This window comes from Lactococcus allomyrinae (assembly GCF_003627095.1).
Taxonomy (GTDB): Bacteria; Bacillota; Bacilli; order Lactobacillales; family Streptococcaceae; genus Lactococcus; species Lactococcus allomyrinae.
Genome location: NZ_CP032627.1, coordinates 1,791,291 through 1,808,603, shown reverse-complemented (window position 1 = coordinate 1,808,603; position 17,313 = coordinate 1,791,291). Strand labels below are relative to the sequence as shown.

18 protein-coding genes are annotated in these 17,313 nt (G+C 37.7%); 17 read left to right on the top strand and 1 reads right to left on the bottom strand.

Annotated features, from left to right (window positions below):
• Positions 1–2 precede the first annotated feature (2 nt).
• The 8 genes from D7I46_RS08335 (at position 3) to D7I46_RS08300 (ending at position 6,111) form a co-directional block, all read left to right on the top strand.
• A complete protein-coding gene (locus D7I46_RS08335) occupies positions 3–329 on the top strand; it encodes an LPXTG cell wall anchor domain-containing protein (protein WP_120772480.1) in 327 nt (108 codons plus the stop codon).
• On the top strand, positions 326–1,303 hold the full coding sequence (locus tag D7I46_RS08330) for a WxL domain-containing protein (protein ID WP_120772479.1): 978 nt from the start codon (positions 326–328) through the stop codon (positions 1,301–1,303). The genes D7I46_RS08335 and D7I46_RS08330 overlap by 4 nt, the downstream gene beginning before the upstream one ends.
• 142 nt (positions 1,304–1,445) lie before the next feature.
• On the top strand, positions 1,446–2,651 hold the full coding sequence (locus D7I46_RS08325; RefSeq protein WP_120772478.1) for a WxLIP family cell surface protein: 1,206 nt from the start codon (positions 1,446–1,448) through the stop codon (positions 2,649–2,651).
• Positions 2,652–2,765: 114 nt separating this feature from the next.
• Positions 2,766–3,836: a PIN/TRAM domain-containing protein gene (locus tag D7I46_RS08320; RefSeq protein ID WP_120772477.1), complete on the top strand. Its 1,071-nt coding sequence runs from the start codon at positions 2,766–2,768 to the stop codon at positions 3,834–3,836.
• Positions 3,837–4,111: 275 nt separating this feature from the next.
• A complete protein-coding gene (locus tag D7I46_RS08315; protein WP_120772476.1) occupies positions 4,112–4,741 on the top strand; it encodes a pyridoxamine 5'-phosphate oxidase family protein in 630 nt (209 codons plus the stop codon).
• 348 nt (positions 4,742–5,089) lie between these two features.
• Positions 5,090–5,407, top strand: coding sequence for a PadR family transcriptional regulator (locus D7I46_RS08310; RefSeq protein ID WP_120772475.1), 318 nt, complete (start codon positions 5,090–5,092; stop codon positions 5,405–5,407).
• Positions 5,404–5,745 carry a DUF1048 domain-containing protein gene (locus D7I46_RS08305; RefSeq protein ID WP_120772474.1) on the top strand — a complete coding sequence of 114 codons (342 nt, stop codon included), beginning with the start codon at positions 5,404–5,406 and terminating at the stop codon, positions 5,743–5,745. Before D7I46_RS08310 ends, D7I46_RS08305 begins: the two co-directional genes overlap by 4 nt.
• Positions 5,746–5,778: 33 nt before the next feature.
• Positions 5,779–6,111, top strand: coding sequence for a DUF1048 domain-containing protein (locus D7I46_RS08300; RefSeq protein WP_120772473.1), 333 nt, complete (start codon positions 5,779–5,781; stop codon positions 6,109–6,111).
• A gap of 68 nt (positions 6,112–6,179) precedes the next feature.
• Here the strand turns inward: D7I46_RS08300 and D7I46_RS08295 are convergent, their stop codons facing one another.
• Positions 6,180–6,674 carry a GNAT family N-acetyltransferase gene (locus D7I46_RS08295; RefSeq protein ID WP_120772472.1) on the bottom strand — a complete coding sequence of 165 codons (495 nt, stop codon included), beginning with the start codon at positions 6,672–6,674 and terminating at the stop codon, positions 6,180–6,182.
• A 208-nt stretch (positions 6,675–6,882) separates the two neighbouring features.
• Here D7I46_RS08295 and D7I46_RS08290 point away from each other — a divergent pair, with 208 nt between their 5' ends.
• The 9 genes from D7I46_RS08290 to D7I46_RS08255 all read left to right on the top strand — a co-directional run bounded on the left by D7I46_RS08290 (position 6,883) and on the right by D7I46_RS08255 (position 17,231).
• Positions 6,883–9,633, top strand: coding sequence for a hypothetical protein (locus D7I46_RS08290; protein WP_120772471.1), 2,751 nt, complete (start codon positions 6,883–6,885; stop codon positions 9,631–9,633).
• A gap of 3 nt (positions 9,634–9,636) precedes the next feature.
• Positions 9,637–9,813: a hypothetical protein gene (locus tag D7I46_RS13305; protein ID WP_162930864.1), complete on the top strand. Its 177-nt coding sequence runs from the start codon at positions 9,637–9,639 to the stop codon at positions 9,811–9,813.
• Positions 9,814–9,815: 2 nt separating this feature from the next.
• Positions 9,816–10,454 carry a hypothetical protein gene (locus D7I46_RS08285; protein ID WP_120772470.1) on the top strand — a complete coding sequence of 213 codons (639 nt, stop codon included), beginning with the start codon at positions 9,816–9,818 and terminating at the stop codon, positions 10,452–10,454.
• Between the two features lie 17 nt (positions 10,455–10,471).
• On the top strand, positions 10,472–11,632 hold the full coding sequence (locus tag D7I46_RS08280) for a hypothetical protein (RefSeq protein WP_120772469.1): 1,161 nt from the start codon (positions 10,472–10,474) through the stop codon (positions 11,630–11,632).
• Positions 11,633–11,694: 62 nt separating this feature from the next.
• Positions 11,695–12,255, top strand: a complete 561-nt coding sequence (locus D7I46_RS08275) for a 6TM ABC transporter family protein (RefSeq protein ID WP_120772468.1) — start codon at positions 11,695–11,697, stop codon at positions 12,253–12,255.
• Between the two features lie 10 nt (positions 12,256–12,265).
• Positions 12,266–13,558, top strand: a complete 1,293-nt coding sequence (locus D7I46_RS08270; RefSeq protein WP_120772467.1) for a glycosyltransferase family 2 protein — start codon at positions 12,266–12,268, stop codon at positions 13,556–13,558.
• Between the two features lie 17 nt (positions 13,559–13,575).
• Positions 13,576–15,720 carry a DUF6056 family protein gene (locus D7I46_RS08265; RefSeq protein ID WP_120772466.1) on the top strand — a complete coding sequence of 715 codons (2,145 nt, stop codon included), beginning with the start codon at positions 13,576–13,578 and terminating at the stop codon, positions 15,718–15,720.
• Positions 15,717–16,643 carry a glycosyltransferase family 2 protein gene (locus D7I46_RS08260; protein WP_120772465.1) on the top strand — a complete coding sequence of 309 codons (927 nt, stop codon included), beginning with the start codon at positions 15,717–15,719 and terminating at the stop codon, positions 16,641–16,643. The genes D7I46_RS08265 and D7I46_RS08260 overlap by 4 nt, the downstream gene beginning before the upstream one ends.
• A 96-nt stretch (positions 16,644–16,739) precedes the next feature.
• Complete coding sequence (locus D7I46_RS08255; RefSeq protein WP_120772464.1) at positions 16,740–17,231, top strand: cysteine hydrolase family protein; 492 nt, start codon at positions 16,740–16,742, stop codon at positions 17,229–17,231.
• Positions 17,232–17,313 lie beyond the last annotated feature (82 nt).

Sequence of the window (17,313 nt, the reverse complement as noted above, 5' to 3'; positions counted from 1 at the left end):
AGATGAAAAAAATAAAAGCAATCATTTTCATCCTTGTTTGTATTGCTCTTGGCAGTATAGCAACTCCTTATCATGCTGATGATTTGGGGAGTAGTAAGACTCAAGGTGTAGTAGGATTTAGTCCAGGAAAACCACCTGCGCCAGAACCTACAGCACCTACACCTCCAAAAGGAAGTGTTCCAGAGTCACCCAAGGTCAATACAAAGCTTCCCAAAACGGGTGAAGCTTCTACAGATTCACTTTCGCTAAGTGGTTTCATACTGCTTGGCGGATTAACAACATTGTTTATTATTGATAAAAATAATCCTAAAAGGAGAACTTATAAATGAAAAAAGAAACATTATTGGTTGCAGGAAGCACTCTTGCCGCAGCTACTCTGCTCTTTGCAGCAGGTACAACATCAACAGCTCATGCTGCAACAGCACTAGGCTCAAGTAATACTACAGGTGTAGTTGAATTTGGACAAGCGACAATTCCACCAGTTCAACCACCAACAACAGGTGGACCTGATGATCCAACAACAGATCCAGAAAATCCAGGAACACCAACAGATCCAACAGACCCAACAAATCCTGAAACTCCTGGTATCCCAGATGAACCTTTCACACCTGTTGACCCAGGTACAGGTCTTGCACTTAGCTTTGCACCTAACCTCAACTTTGGTCATCACCCAGTGGACTACCAAAAGGCAAATGATTACTCTGCTTATGGTTTAGTTTACGGTGTTGCAAACTCAACTGGTGATGCAACTTATACAGCAGGTGTGCCTTACCTCCAAGTCTTTGATGGACGTGGTTTGACAAATGGTACTTGGTCTGTAACTGTTGAACAATCTACTCAATTTACATCTTCAGCTGGTAGCCTGACTGGTGCAAAAATTAACTTCAATAAAGATGGTGGTGACAATGTTGTGACACCTGCTGGTTCAGTTGCTCCAGATGGTGTTGTAGGAATCACATCTTTGACACCTACAAATGAAGGTGGTGGTGCTCAAGTTATCTTTAGTGCAGATACTGCTGGTACAGGTACTGGTATCAACTTGCTTGACTTTGGTAAAGCTGATGGTTCTACACTTGTTGCTGACCAATCAACTGGCGCTTCTAAAACAAGTCCAGTAGATGATGGTACAGGACATCAAAGCTGGAATACAGATAACTTCTTGGACAGTGCTAAAACACTTCCAGGTAAACTTAGCCCAACGGTAACATTGAATGTTCCTGCTGGTTCAGCTAAGGTTGCCCAATATAACACAACTTTGACTTGGTCACTCTATGACACTCCAAGTTCAGCAACACTCAGCTAATCATAAAATATTTTCTTTAAGTTCATTTCCCTTTTGGGAAATGGGCTTTCTAGAGAAGATTTGGCTAACAAATTTTTTGCTATAAGTCATCTTGATTTTGGTAGATTATAAAATCAGATTGATATTACAAATGAGGTGAAACATGAAAATCTTTAAGATAATTTTATCAAGTATCGTTGCTCTTTTGCTTTTTGTTGTGGGTGGTCATACTGTATTTGCAGGGACGATGAATTTTTCAATTACTCCTGTTTTGCCATCTAATCAGGCAAGGGCAGGTGAGGGGTATTTTGACTTGTTGATGAAACCTAACGCAAAACAAACGATTGAAGTTCAGGTTCAAAATACAAGTGCGAAACAGATTACGGTGGATACAATTGTTTCACAAGCAGCGACTAATAGTAATGGTGTGGTAGAATATCAGCCAAATAGTATTAAAGCTGATGCGACACTTAAATATAAGTTGACAGACTATGTTAAAGCACCTGCAAAGACAGTGATTCCTGCTGGAAAAACGGTAAACGTCAAGATTGATGTGACGATGCCTGAGGGAGCGACATCTGGCTATATGGCTGGTGGGTTGACTTTTAAGCAAGATGCAAGCGAGCTGAAACAAGATAAATCAAAAAGTTCAATGGCAGTCAATAATGAATATCAATATGTTATTGCATTATTGATGCGCCAATCTACAGCGACGATAGCACCTAAATTACAACTGAATGGTGTGACCCCTACTCAAGTTGGGGCACGTAATGTTATCACGACCAATCTCCAAAATACATCAACAGGCTTTTTAAACTATATGAATGTTAATGCGACAGTCACAGGAATTAGTAATAAAAAGCTTAAATATGATTACGCTAATGCTCAAATGCAGATGGCACCTAACTCAAATTTTAATCTTCCGATTCCAGTGTCAATGACAGGGATTGCTCAAGATGGCAAATACTCAAAACCAATGGAGGCAGGAAAGTATAAGCTACATTTGACTGTTTATGGTCAAAAGGATGCTAATGGTCAATATGAAACAACGGTAAATGGTAAGAAAATACGTTATGCTTATCGCTGGGAGTTTGATAGAGATTTTGAGATTACAGCGAACCAAGCTAAGAAATTGAATGCTAAGGACGTAACGATTAAGCATGATAAACCATTAAATATCTGGTGGTTAATTGCTGGTGCGCTAGCATTGGTACTTGTGCTGATTCTTGTTTTTGTTCTTTTAGCGAAACGCCGCAAAAAAGCAGAAGAAGAGGAAAATGAAAAAGCTGAACTCCAAGCTCGACTGGCTGAAATGGAAGATAAATTGAAAAAATCCGTTAGTGAGAGCGAATCTGAGGATAAAGAGTAATTAGAAATTTATTAGGATAAAAAGTGAATTAAGAATATTTCAAGGTCTTGTGTTATAATTAACACAGGGCTTTTTTGTAAGCCCAACCATTTTATAATATAGAGGAGGTAATGTATGCGTCGTTGGATTATTCATCTTGTCATGACAATCGTTGGGGCATCGCTAGGAATTGCTGCTCTACCCGCGCTATGGAAATTGTTCGGATGGAATAAAGGAATTTTACAGTACGAAGTTGTTGACGGTGTGATTGGTGCAATTATTTTTATTATTCTTTCATTTGTTTTGGCCGGCTCAATGCTTAAGGGATTAAAGAAAATTGATTCTAAGATTTCAAAAATGAATATGTCAAAAATGGTATTCAATATCATTGGGATTATTTTAGGGCTTTTAGTAGGTGTTCTTGCTAGTATTCCATTGACTTTGCTAAATGTACCAATTTTGAGTAACATTATTTCATTTTTGCTCGTTTTGATTATGATTTATCTTGGTTATTCCTTATTTGATAAACGAGGGGATGAGATTACAAAAGTTCTGTTCCGTAAGCGTCGTGAAATTTTGGCTCCAGAAGTTACTGACGATAAGCCTGTCAGTGCTGACAGAAGTATTCTACTAGATACTAGCTCGGTTATTGACGGTCGAATCTTAGATGTGCTTAAAACAGGATTTATTTCGGATAAGATTATTGTGCCTAATTTTGTGATTTTGGAGTTACAGTTAATTTCTGATAGCTCTGATCCGCTGAAACGTGCTAAAGGACGTCGAGGGTTAGATTTGGTCAATGAATTAACCAAATTTGACAATGTTGAGATTTCTCAAACAGACTTCAAAGAGGTGCGAGAAGTGGATACTAAATTGCTTAAATACGCAGCTGCTACTCATGCAAAATTGATTACAAATGACTTTAACCTTAATAAAGTTGCAGAGATTCAAGGGGTTCAGGTGCTGAATATCAATGATCTGGCAAATGCGGTTAAAACTCAGCTAGTAGTTGGAGAGCAAATCAAAGTACAGATTATTCGTGCGGGGTCGGAACGTCAGCAAGGGGTCGCTTACTTACCAGACGGGACAATGATTGTCATTGAGGATACAGCGAAAATGATTGATAAAACAGTCACTGTCGAAGTTGCAAAAGTGCTACAAACAAGTGCAGGACGAATGATTTTTGCTGATTTAGTGCAGGATTGAATGTGTCATACTAGTTCCATTTTAAAATTCAGCAGAGTTTCATACCACGAGTGTCTATCTGCTCTATCTCTGTGGCATCGTTTCTGTGCGATGAAGCCATTCCATTATTTATTTTTACAACGGCTGAATTACAAGTATGTTGTATAAAATCTGAGTATACACGTACAATTTAGTATCAATAGCTAAAAGAAATTAATATTTTATAAAAGCCAACACTATGTTGGCTTTTTATGATAAAATAAAAATAAGTAAATTCAAAAATTGAGGTTTGAATCATGTATTTTAAACGTTTTGCCCAACTTTTCGTTATTTTTTTGATTGCAGTCGGCATTTTTTCGATGATTTTGGAAGGAAATTTTGGTACATTTTGGCTAAGATTTATTTTGGGACTCATTGTAGCTTACGCTGTGCTGACACTTCCTTTGGTCATATTAACCATTGCAAAAGCGAATAAAAAAGCCAATATCGTGGGAACCAAGCGAACAGAGGGTGAGCTTGCTGAAATTTTACAGAAGCTGCCAGGCTATGTAGCATTATCTGTTCAGTCTGGCGATGGAAATACAGCGACAACAATTATGAGTTTTGTGCAATCTCAACATTTAGAAAATGTGCTGTATATGGTTTCTGACAAAGCGACACGTAAAGTTGCTGTGATGAAACAGCAACCTGCAGTTAGCTTCACAACTTGGTTTGACACACTAGAATCAGGTGGGCGTCTATCATCCAATCAAGCAATTACTGAAATTATCGAGGGAGAGTCTGCTGCTAAAGTCGTTAAGGATGAACCAAATATCTTATCTCTCCATGAAAATGCAGTAAATATGTCCATCATTAAGTTGACGATTCAATCTGCTTTGTATGAGAATTTCAAAGATGGGTTGAAAGTCTTAGATTTTGAAAAATAAGTTCTGTCAGTTCAATGCAATTACCATAAGTGTCGAATCGACGAATAGAAAACTTATCAGCATAGCTGAAAAGTCTGTCAGTTCAATGCGATTACGGTGAGCATTGAATCGGCGAATAGAGGACTTATCAGCATAGCTGAAAAGTCTGTCAGTTCAATGCGATTACGGTGAGCATTGAATCGGCGAATAGAGGACTTATCAGCATAGCTGAAAAGTCTGTCAGTATACTGACAGACTTTTTTATTATCATCAGAGTATAGAATCACTAATAAGTATTGGCAACTAGCACTAATATGTGTTACGATATAGCGGTACTAAGTTATACAAGGTATTAGGTAGGGAAAAAAGATGAATAATATCACAGAGATGCTCAAAGGTGTTCTTGAAGGTTGTGTCCTTGAAATCATCGGACAGGGCGAAACTTATGGTTATGAAATCACGCAAAAACTGCGTGCGATCGGTTTTGATGATGTCGTGGAAGGAACGGTCTATACGATTACTATGCGACTAGAAAAGAAAAATCTCGTCACTATCGAGAAAAAATCTTCAACAATGGGACCACCAAGAAAATGGTACACCCTAAGTACAACAGGGCAGCAAGAGCGGCAAAGTTTTTGGGAAAAATGGGAATTTATCTCAGCAAAACTGGAGGATTTGAAAAAATGACAGAAAACAGAACTCTGATTGACCGAATGCTCGGACTTGAGGAAAAACGGGAATGGCATGAGTTTGAAAAGCGTGCGAAAGCCCTTGGAGACGATTACTACGCAGACTATAATGCGATGAAAAAATACATCTGGATCTCTGGCGTTGAAAAATGGAAAGACTTCAAATTTATCTTTGACCACGTTCTTGATTTGCTTGAAGAAGTCGCAATTGATGGGCGCAAAGTCACGTCAATCACAGGACCAGATGTCGCCACTTTTCTTGATGAAATGGTGGAGCATAAAGGCTGGGAGGACAAGCAAAAAGACAAATTAAATAAAATAATGCACGAGAAATAGCAAAATATTTTATAACTTACGAAAGGAATTCAATTGGCATTAGGAGATAAAATTTTTGGTGAACTCGCCGAGAAAAAAGAGTGGAATGCTCTGCAAAAAAGAGCAAAAGCACTTCCAGCAGATTTTTATAAAACTTACAAAGCAATCCAGAAGTACTTATTTAATATGGGGCTTTCTGACTGGCGCATTTTTTATGAAATCCTTGACTTACTAGAGCTTGCCAGCTTAGACGGACAGACTGTCAAAGAGGTCATTGGCACAGATGTCGCTGCTTTTGCAGATAACTTCATTGACGATAAAAAACAAGACTGGCATGAAAAATATCGCCACGAATTAAATCAATATTTTAATCAAAATCAGCGCTGACAACTTTCTGTCAGTAAAAATTAACAAAAAATCTCACTGACAACGATTCTGTCGGTGAGATTTTTTTATCAAAATTCCATTACCATATTGTACCAAGTATCTCCACCAAATTTTGATTCGGAAAGTCCTTCATTCTTGAACCCATGCTTTTCATAGTAATCAATCAAGTAATCATGACAGGTCAAGCTGATTCCAGCGCGTTGTTTAGCTCTTGCTTCCTCCTCTAAAAGAATGAGAAGCTTAGTGGCAATCCCCAAACCTTGATAGTCAGGGTCAATTGCAAGGCTGATAATTTTTTGAAACCCACCACTATTGGGATTTGGCTCAGAATGTTCAAAACACTCATCACTCAAATAGCGACTTTCAGTTACAGGACCAGTAATATATCCGACCACCCGACCCTCAGTATTTCTGGCAACAATAAAACTATCAGAAATCAACTCAATCCGCTCAACCATAGACGCTACAGAGAGTGCCTCGTTTTCGGCAAAATCAAGTTTTTCAATATGCATCACAACGTCAATATCGCTAGGAACGACACGATTATAAGTAATTTCAGTCATAACTCCATTCTAACATAAGCGCTTATAATTAAAAACTTAGTTACATTACATAATGTGTAATAAAAAGATGACAGATTAATTTAATACACATTAAAAATATATCGTGCAAAGCTATTGTAATATTATGACTAAAATTGTATAATTACTATGATTAGATAAGAAGCAATATCAAGGACTAAAGAGATAGAGTGGCACTTTGGAGAGCATCATGGGCATAAATTTAACAAAAACTAATACTAAAAAAAGCCATCGGACAAAGCTCCTAGTAGGTTTGCTCGTTAGTACAAGCATTCTTGGAGGTGGTCAGTATCCATCAATGTTGGGCAGTAGGAGTTCAGCGCTAAAAGCGCACGTTTTTGCAGATACAACAAACCAACAGCTTATCCCAGGACAATCTCTAGATACGGGCAATCACACTTATGGTACGGCAGATATCGAAACTGGAGATTCATGGACAACAGCAGGGACAGCGACGTCACCTGTAGCTGGACAAAACTTTTCTACGACATTGGTTTCAAATACAAAAAGTTCTGCAGGACTAGCACTTTTTAAAGGTGCGCTGGATATGACAAAACCTGCAAATTTTCAGGGCACTTTTTCAATTACAGTGAAGGGCGCTTTGGGTTATACAGCAAATGCTCTTGATGGAGGAGACTCTCTTGGTTTTATCTTAACTCCAGACTCTACAGACCAGATTTCATCAAACTTGCCCAATTCAACAAATGAAAATTTGGGAGTTGGGGGTCTACCTAGCTCTGTGTTTTTGGGAAGAGACTTATACGATAATACTGATGTTGACCAAAGCATTGCAAACTCAGGCTCAGGAACATCTGGGGCAACGGCTGGACAAAATGTAGTTTGTATCCGTACAACCGACACAACAGGTACTTTAAGCAAAACTTATCAAGCTACAACTGCTCCCGACCCAGGTGTAATGAAAAGTAGCAACAACACCATTACGGAAACAATGGCATTCAGTTGGCAGCCAAATACAGATAGTAACGGTAATACTGTCATAAATGGCGATGGTACAGTAACAGGCACATTGACTTATGTCTTGACACCTCAAACAGGGACTAATGCAGGCAAAGCAGTAACAGTGACCAGTACGGTAACACTAAGCGCTTCACTCTCTCTAGGAGTGGTTGGAGCAACAGGAAATAACTATGGTACGATGACTTTTGCTAATGACGGCAGTTCATTCACAGCATATAAAGGAACAAATCCTGTAACGGTCAACTACATCAATAAAAAAACAAACGAAACGATTGCAAGTTCATCAACAATTATGGCAAATGTAGGAGATAGTATTGATGTCACAGCACCAGACGCAGTGAATACCAATACTTCGCTATATAGCTATACTTACAATGCTCCAACGATTGCAGGTTTCGATTATAGTTCGCCAGACCCCGCCATTACCGTAGCGAATAATGATAGCACAACCAATAGTATCAATGTCTACTACACTCCAACAGCAGTAAATACAGTAAAAAATGTCACAGTCAACCAAGACGACCAAGGTAATATATTGACCGATACGGCGGGTTATGTGCAACTTTCTAGCAGTACAAGCTCAGATACAGTAGTAACTGATGATAATGGGGATAGTACAACTACTAATACCACAACTATCATCTGGCACAAGCCGGTTGATACAGTCATCAACCAAGATGACCAAGGAAACGATCTAGTAGATACGACAGGTTACGTTAAACTTAGCACAACGACTAGTACACCAGCAGCAAATGGCGATATAACGACGACAAACATCTGGCATCTCCCTATAAATCAAACCGTCAATGTCGTAAACAATGTTGATGAATCAGGTCAGCCAATCGCTGACACTTCAACTGGATACACACTTGTTCAAGCAGGGACTCCAGTGATTACCACTCAGACGGCAACAGATGGAGATACGACAACCACAAGCACTGTTACAAATATCTGGCATCAAGTTGCAGAGAATACTGTAAGCACAACCGTAAACCTTGATGAGCAGGGAAATACTATTACAGATCTCACAGGCTATGTTTCCTCGGCTCAGACAAAACCATCAGTAACGACGACGAGTACAGCAGATAACGGTGATGTCACGACTACAATTACGAGCTATCTCATTTGGCATAAAGTTGTCACAACTACTGTCAATCAAGTAGATAACGTGGACGAACAGGGGAATCCTCTTAGCGATACGACAGGTTACCATCTGATGAGCTCACAAACATCAGCACCAACAACCACAATGGCAGCAAATGGTGACATCACGATAACTAACACAACCACCAATGTCTACCACAAAATTATGGCCACCACAATTAATGTAACAGCTAATATTGATGAGTCAGGTGCAACGATAACAGATACAACAGGTTACATCAAATCTTCTCAAACAAAACCATCTATGACATCTACAGTAGTCGCAGATAATGGAGATGAAACGTCTACAATTACAAGCTATACAATTTGGAAAAAGTCGTCAACCACAGAAGCAACAACGTCAAGTAGTACATCAGATAGTACATCAGATGTTCCAAGTCCTCCTGCTCAAGCACAAGCAGTAGCAATACTAGCAACTAAAAATGCGAGTCAGGAGCCTTTAGTTTCAATACCGGCGATAAAGCATATAGAGCAGAATCCAGTAATTAAAAATAAGTCACCCCAAGCTCCAGAGAAAAAAGTAAAAGTAGATACTGTTCCAAAATCAACGACAAAAGTATCAAGCAGCACAAGTACATCAGCAAAACAAGCAGCGGCAAGCAAAACTAAACCAACAATGACAGCTACACAAAAAATGATTCAAGTTGCTAAAGTCGAGAGTGCAGGAGCTGGTGGTGCGATAGCAGGGATGGCGATTTCTGCAGGTTTATTTACATTAGCACAACGCTTTATTCCAGCAGGATTCATTTTCTTTCTTCTGGGAAAAAGGCGAAAGAAAAAGAAGAATGAAGAAGAATAAAATATGGTGATAGCAAAACTCGTTTATTATTTTTCGATAAATATAAAAATAGAAGTGGGTATACTTGGTGCTGTCGCAGGAATGCTAGGTTCAGGGGGACTCTGGTATTTGATTAAAAAGTTCATTCCGACCAGTTTTGATGACTTTATCACTGGAGAGAGCAACAAGGATAAGAGATAGCAATGAATAATTATTTTTTGAGATTGATGGATGCGCTTGAGCAAATCGAGCGAAGTATTTTTAAGATTAATGACCTAAAACGTGAGTTTGAGTATCAGGTCAACAAACTAGTAAATCGACAAGCATTGATTGCTGCCGCAGTTGGTCCTGCATTGTTTTTGATTATTTATACAATCAATGGGAGTGGGATGTTTTCAAGTAATATCTTGAATGAATCAGCAACTATCGTCGGCTTACGAATGTTTGGTGTTGGCTTTGTGACATGGACATTAGGCGTTTTGCTCGATTTTACGTTCAAGTATTTGTTCTATCGAGATTACTTGCCTGCAGGTAGGACAACAAAACGAAAGAAATTAGCTCCAGCTTATAAAGAGAAAAAACAAAAATTGGTTGAAAGTGTTAAACCAGTTATAGAGCAAGAATTAGTGAACTCAGAAATACCAGAGGGCTACCTAGATATTCCAACAGTTGGTATGCTAATGCAGTATATCAATGATGGCAGAGCCAAAAATCTCAATGAAGCAGTTCAGCTTGTTCAAAAAGATAAAGACGCAGCTAGTTTGAAACAACAACAATCACTCATTCACAAGTTTAAAGAAATAGAACAAGAAGATTTCTTAACGGACGTTAAAGTAGGATAAAAAAGAAGGTAAGCAAAATGAATAAAAAGATAATCAGAAATATTATCCTAAGTACGGTTTTTGTTATTGCACTCTTTGGATTGAGTTTATCCAACAAAAAACTGTCAAATGCGGCAACAAGCACACCACTTCCTGCATACACAACAGACCCATCGGCTCAACCTCAATCAATTAGCATCAATTACAATATTGGTTATGATGCTTCTTTGGGAACAACAGGTGCCAAAGTTACAGGTCCCACTTCGGGAACTTTTAGTGCTTATACAGCTTCACTTGGCAATGTTTCTTTTACGGGAACTTACAACACAGCGATAACAACAGGAGTATCAGGAGCTAATTCATGGAGTAACGCGTTGATTACTTCAACTAACATTGATGCTATTGTTAAAGGACTGGACTTTGTGATTGATGGTACCTATACCCTCACAAAATATGTCCCTTATCAATATACGTTGAATGGTGCAAACTATACGGGTTACCTAGAATCTACCACAGGTCAAACTGTTCCCAATCTTTTGATTGCCGTAAATGTTAATGCAACAAATGGGCAAGACTTTATAAAAGTAGCTCCAGGATTCAATGATAGCAGCTTTCCTAAAGGAGATGGTCAACAATCTTCAGGAGCAATGGCAGATTTTAGTGTAAATATGCAACAAAGTATTCAAGGAGCGACGAACTGGATTGGTTTGTCCAACTTCAATCCCAATGTTGACTCTATGGATTTTGGTTTGAATGGACATACAATGACTCTGACTGGGAAGACGACCATTAGTAATGTAGATGCGTCTTACTCTATCACACTAGATGTTGAAACAGTCAAAGCTTCATCAATTGGTGATACAAGCTGTTCTGACCCATCGGCTTTAGACTTCCATGTAACAACCACAAGTGCAACAGTAAATGGTGTTTCCGTAAATCCATCATTGGTTCTCAATGCTTTGTATGCTATCACTAAACAACATAATAGCTTTGTTACTTATAGTGGGGGTAATGATTTTTATCTGAGTGTTTATGAAATGCCAGGAGGCCAAGACCTTAATGCTGGTGATAACTATGGTACAACTACGTGGAAAACGAATCGTATTCTTGTTGGGGTAAACTGGAGTACAGGAACATTTTACTATGATTATACAGATGGCAGTGGTCAAAGAAATGTAACGATGAATTTAGGCAATTAAAGTATTTACAAGAACCTCTGGAGATAACCAGAGGTTCTCTATAAATGATGTGAAAGGACAAGATGAAGCGATTAGTCATATTTATCAAGAAAACAATAGAAAAATTTACACAGGAAAACAGCGAGATTGAGGAAAAATTAGTGCAAGATGATTTTTTTGCTAATGGCTCAATACTGTATAAAGCAGGTCAGATTGCTGTTTCAGTTTTTGGCTGGTTGGTGTTACTTTTTCCGCTTCTGATAATGATTAATTCAATTTTTCCTAAACCTTTATTCTCAGGTATCTATCACTGGAGTGGTAAACAAGGAAGACTATTTTTAGACTATGTCTCAATTGTTGCTTTTGCTGCCATTGTCATCTTTATTCCAGTGAGTATCTTTTTAGTTAAAAGAAATAATAAAGTTGAAACTGAGGAGCTTGCCAAAAGAAAGTTTTATGATGAAGTACGCACAGAAGCACGACTTGCTCTGATGGATGAGATTTATACTGAACGTTTTGGAGATAAGCAGTTTAGAGAAAACACTGACTATTACATTGTCCAACCTGAGCAAAACTTTTCAAAAAAATATATCAAAGCACGTTATAAAGATAACGAAAAGGAGTTGAACGCAAGAAAGGATTGATGAGTTTATAATGAAAATTATGACCTATTTGTCCATGGGACTGCTTTTGTATCCCTTGCTTGCAGCGATTGCTTATACGATTGGTGGTTATGTTTATCATCGTTCCTATAAAGGAAAAATTAAAACATTTTATCATTTTAAACCTGAAGAAGAACCATTAGTTACGATTATGGTTCCTGCGCACAATGAAGAAGTTGTCATAGAAGACACTTTGAACTATCTAGCGCATGGACTTAATTATCATAACTACGAGATTCTTGTGATTGATGATGCCTCGACAGATTTGACAGTGAGTATTGTCCAGCGGATGAAGCTCCGTATTCCCAATCTTCGATTAATCCAAATTACTGAAAATCATGGGAAGGCTCACGCTTTCAATATTGGGATGGGGTTTGCTAAAGGTGAGTATGTTTTGTCCAATGATGCTGACACGACACCTGAACCGGATGCCATATGGAAATATGTTAATTATTTCGTTGGAAATCGTTATCAAAATACAGGTGCAGTCACAGCAAACATGGGAACACAGAATCGTAATGGACTACTAGAAAAATCAACTACAGTTGAGTTTGCATCAATCATGGGATTGATTAAAAGAGCGCAACAAGGAACATTAGGTTCTGTCTATGCTTTTAATGGTGCTAATACCATGTACCGTAAAGCTGCGGCACTTGACGTAGGTGGTTTTAGACAAGACCGCGCAACAGAAGATATTTCGATTGCATGGGATATGCAGTATAATGGTTGGCGCGCGATATTTGCTCCTGAAATCTTATTTTATATGAATATTCCGGATAACGGACAAGATTTTTATCATCAACGATTACGGTGGGCAATGGGAGGAACAGAGTCATTTATTGATAACTTTAGACGTATCTTTCGTCATCCGATTAAAAATATTAATAAAGTGATTATGTTGATTGACCAATTTTCATCAATTACTTGGTGTTTGTATTATTTTCTGACCACGATTACGATGCTGGTAGATGTGGTACTCTTTATGGTTATTGGTGAGTATAGTTCTGCGAGTTATACTTTCCAAAGTTTTGTCATCTTTCTTTCGTTTATGGTTGTTTTTGGTTTGAGTCAGCTTATTTTAGCACTTGTGTTGGATGATTCGGGGAAAAAGATGAAATATCTTTTATTTGCACCATTATACCTTTTGTTTTTTTGGCAAATTAATGTCATAACAGTGGTGAATACAATCTTTCTTGCGATTAAAAATACGACCAGCTACGATGCAAAAGGAAACTGGAAATCTCCGACTCGTGTGAAAATAAATAAAGATGAAACGGACAATTAGTATGGAAAGGAAAGCAGATGAATATATCTTCAAAAATTCCAAAACATTTGATAAGAAAACTGATTGCAGTAGTGATAACAGTGCTTATTTGTCTGCTTACTTATATCTTTGTGCATAATCTTAGCAAATACGTTCCCGTATATAGTACGGATGATGTGCGTTTTGCTTTTTTATATAAAGGAGGGAATCCGTGGAAATTGCCAAGAATTACCAACCTTTCTCAATTTGCCTACTCGGTTGTCTTTCAATTTTTATTTTGGAACGCTAGGCTTTCAGCCATTGCTATTGAAACATTTTTTACAGTTGCCATAAAGCAGAGTACTTTTGCAATCTTAAATGGTCTGGTTTATGTTTTGATGGGAATTGTGATTAATGTTCTAGTGTTCGGGAAAAAAGTATTGATTCGTCCACAATATATGGCATTGACTTTCTTGCTTCTCTGGGTGGTTATTCCCAATTTTGGAATGGATGCGTTATGGCATTCGGGAACTGCAAACTATCTTTGGGTTACTCCACTTTATTTAGTGTTCTTAATTCCCTATGTTTTCAATCATCAAACGAAATTCCCAGCGCTACGTTTTGGATTTATTATCATCATGGGCATTTTGGCAGGAACTGCAAATGAGATCGCAAGTTCTCAGACCGTAATTGCTGTTTTTCTACTTTCTTTTTTTGATAATAAACATTTTGAGAATGATTGGAAGTGGATTGGATTGATTACGCTTGGGATGGCTGATTTTATCTCTATCTTTAGGGATGTCACTGCAGGTGGAGAGATGTCAGGAGCTTATGGAACAAAGAGTTTTCAGATTGGAATGCTGATTTCGGAAACAGTTCATACATCGGGCTTACTTATTCTAGCCTGTCTATTTTTAATTATTATCTTAGTGATTAATCGAAAGAAAATGGTTGACTCTACACTCCCATATCAAATCCACCGTCGTTTGTTTGTAGGTTTAGTATTTTTTATAGCAGCATTTGCTAGAGTGGGTGCGTTGATTATTTCTCCATTGATTGAAGCACGTATTTTCTGGTCTAATAATATTTTCTTTCTTATTAGTTTTTTAAATTTATTTTTTGGGTATGTTGAGTTAAGAAAAAATCATTTTATCACAAGAAGTTATCCTATTCTTATTTCTCTTGTGCTTGTGTTTATCAATATCCCTAGTTATGAGAAATTTTTTGCTAATGTAAGAATTGGAGATAATATTATTTATACTTGCAATAGGATTTTTGCTCAGGCAAGAAAAGAAGGAAAAAACGAAGCAGTCGCAACAGGGATGCCAGGAACTTCAACTCTTGGAGCAGATACTCCATTTGGTGCTGGATATCTTATCTGGTACACTCCAAAAGGAGTGAATGCACCTATGAGTATTTGGCAAGAAAGATATTATGGTGTGAAAAAAATTACGCTAGGTTATATTGGACCGATAGAAGTTAATCCTCTTTTACCTGATAAGACGGTTATCGCTGTCGAAACGCTCTATAATACTTATGTTGCTCCAACGGCAAATAAACTTTCAAAATGGTGGTATGGTGATAAGGGATTTGAAGAAAAAGCTTATGCAGCAGAAAATAGAAGCACTAGTAAAAGATTAGAAAATAATAAATCTACTACAAAAACAGAAACAACGACAGGGATATGCACAACTACAGTTGAGTTTTATAGCGATAGGACAGGCAAACTTGTTGGCAGTCAAAAAATTACTGCGTGGCCAAAGACGAATTATGACATAAGAAATCTCTATCCACAAGGCTATACACAAGATGTGGCAAATCCACAATCTTATAAGTTTACAAATGTTAAAAATCAAACTTTCCCACTTTGGGTCCATCCAACTACGCAAAATTACACCGTGCAGTACAATGTTGGAGATACAATCATCTCAACTCAAGAGGTGAGTGGTCTTGTCGGAGATAAAATTACTGTGAAAATGCCTTATGGTTATAAAGCGGTGAAAAATAAACAGTTGACACAAAAAGTTCCAGTAACAGGATTTGCTCAAAATGTTGTGATTAATATTGTGCAAAAGCCATTTTGGCAAAGGTTACCGGAATTTTGGGCTTTGTATCTAATACTCATTGGTTTTATAGCCTTTCTTGGATTAGATAAATGGCTAGTTGTTTTACAAAATTCAAAAACAAAGAAAGAAAGCGTATGAAAAAATTATCAATCATTGTTCCTTGTTATAATGAGGAAGAATCTCTCCCACTCTTTTTTTCGGCAATGGAGGAGATTCACAATCGACTCCCATTAGATTTTGAATACTTATTTGTTGATGATGGATCTAGTGATGGTACTTTAAGGGTGTTGCGCGAGTTAGAAAACCAGTATCCGAGGAAGGTGCATTATCTCTCTTTTTCTCGAAATTTTGGGAAAGAAGCGGCAATATACGCGGGTTTGCAGGCTTCAAAGGGAGAGTATTTGACGTTGATGGATGCAGATTTACAAGACCCTCCTGAATTGCTGGTTGAGATGTATGAAAAAATTCAACAGCCTGATGTTGACTGTGTAGCAGCGAGACGCTCAGACCGTCAAGGAGAGCCAGTATTGAGAAGCTTTTTTTCTCGCTTGTTTTATCGGATTATGAATCGGATTAGTTCAACGCCTGTGATTGATGGAGTGCGCGATTTTCGGTTAATGACACGGCAAATGGCAGATAGTATCTTAGAGCTATCAGAGTACAATCGTTTTTCTAAGGGCTTGCTGACTTGGGTCGGCTATCATACGGAGTATGTGGCTTATCAAAATCGGGAGCGTGTGGCAGGGAAGACATCGTGGAGTTTCTGGAGTTTGCTAAGATATTCTGTTGATGGTTTCATCAATTTTTCTGAAGCTCCTTTAAATATCGCAACTTATAGTGGAGTCATCTCTACTTTTCTCTCGATTTTAGTGATTCTTTTTCTGATTATTCGTCAATTATTTTTTCATCATTCAGCAAGTGGTTGGACTTCAATGACGGTCATTATCATTTTTTGTTTCGGTTTTACTTTGTTGATGTTAGGTGTAATCGGAAAATATATTAGCAAAATTTTCTTAGAAACAAAACGTCGTCCGATTTATATTGTGAAAGAGAAAAAATAAATTTATTCTGAAAATCAGAGCTACTATTTGGAAATTGAAAACTAATCTTGTATGATATGAAATAAGATTAGTTTTTTTATTTGAAAGGAGTGTGTGATGGTACAAGATATTTTATTTGTGATTGATTTGCAAAACGATGTGTGCGACGGAATTTATCGTAGAGAGGAACTGTTGGCTCAAGTGAATGAGCGGATTGCGCTTTATCGAAAGGTAGAGCGACCTATTTTATTTATTCAGCATAATGATCCTTGGCTTGAAAAAGGAAGCAGCGAGTGGCAATTGGTGGAAGGTCTTGATGCGCGTGAAGTCGATTTATATATGGATAAAACACACGCAAATGGTTTTTATCATACGCCTCTTCAAGAGTTGTTGATTGATTTACAAGTTGAAAGTATTGAGTTTTGTGGCGCTCAAACGGAGTTTTGTGTGAATAGTACGTTGGTTTTTGCTCATGGTTTGGGCTATCGAAATTTTATGCAACATGGTGCGACTTCGACTTTTGATAATCAACAGATGACTGCTCAGACTACGATTGATTTTTATGAGCAGCATCTTTGGGAACATCGTTTTCTTGAATTTATAAATTAGTTGCATTTTTCCAATGCATCTTAATTTGTGGTAAAATAGATTTGATTGATATGTCTTATAGACTATAAAAATTTACAGGAGA

What these genes read in the sequence shown, in the direction of transcription:
- D7I46_RS08270 (WP_120772467.1), top strand. Translation starts at nt 12,266, where the DNA reads ATGAAAATTATGACCTATTTGTCCATGGGACTGCTTTTGTATCCCTTG.
- D7I46_RS08320 (WP_120772477.1), top strand. Translation starts at nt 2,766, where the DNA reads ATGCGTCGTTGGATTATTCATCTTGTCATGACAATCGTTGGGGCATCG.
- D7I46_RS08285 (WP_120772470.1), top strand. Translation starts at nt 9,816, where the DNA reads ATGAATAATTATTTTTTGAGATTGATGGATGCGCTTGAGCAAATCGAG.
- D7I46_RS08275 (WP_120772468.1), top strand. Translation starts at nt 11,695, where the DNA reads ATGAAGCGATTAGTCATATTTATCAAGAAAACAATAGAAAAATTTACA.
- D7I46_RS08295 (WP_120772472.1), bottom strand. Translation starts at nt 6,674, where the DNA reads ATGACTGAAATTACTTATAATCGTGTCGTTCCTAGCGATATTGACGTT.
- D7I46_RS08330 (WP_120772479.1), top strand. Translation starts at nt 326, where the DNA reads ATGAAAAAAGAAACATTATTGGTTGCAGGAAGCACTCTTGCCGCAGCT.
- D7I46_RS13305 (WP_162930864.1), top strand. Translation starts at nt 9,637, where the DNA reads ATGGTGATAGCAAAACTCGTTTATTATTTTTCGATAAATATAAAAATA.
- D7I46_RS08335 (WP_120772480.1), top strand. Translation starts at nt 3, where the DNA reads ATGAAAAAAATAAAAGCAATCATTTTCATCCTTGTTTGTATTGCTCTT.
- D7I46_RS08265 (WP_120772466.1), top strand. Translation starts at nt 13,576, where the DNA reads ATGAATATATCTTCAAAAATTCCAAAACATTTGATAAGAAAACTGATT.
- D7I46_RS08280 (WP_120772469.1), top strand. Translation starts at nt 10,472, where the DNA reads ATGAATAAAAAGATAATCAGAAATATTATCCTAAGTACGGTTTTTGTT.
- D7I46_RS08260 (WP_120772465.1), top strand. Translation starts at nt 15,717, where the DNA reads ATGAAAAAATTATCAATCATTGTTCCTTGTTATAATGAGGAAGAATCT.
- D7I46_RS08305 (WP_120772474.1), top strand. Translation starts at nt 5,404, where the DNA reads ATGACAGAAAACAGAACTCTGATTGACCGAATGCTCGGACTTGAGGAA.
- D7I46_RS08290 (WP_120772471.1), top strand. Translation starts at nt 6,883, where the DNA reads ATGGGCATAAATTTAACAAAAACTAATACTAAAAAAAGCCATCGGACA.
- D7I46_RS08315 (WP_120772476.1), top strand. Translation starts at nt 4,112, where the DNA reads ATGTATTTTAAACGTTTTGCCCAACTTTTCGTTATTTTTTTGATTGCA.
- D7I46_RS08310 (WP_120772475.1), top strand. Translation starts at nt 5,090, where the DNA reads ATGAATAATATCACAGAGATGCTCAAAGGTGTTCTTGAAGGTTGTGTC.
- D7I46_RS08255 (WP_120772464.1), top strand. Translation starts at nt 16,740, where the DNA reads ATGGTACAAGATATTTTATTTGTGATTGATTTGCAAAACGATGTGTGC.
- D7I46_RS08325 (WP_120772478.1), top strand. Translation starts at nt 1,446, where the DNA reads ATGAAAATCTTTAAGATAATTTTATCAAGTATCGTTGCTCTTTTGCTT.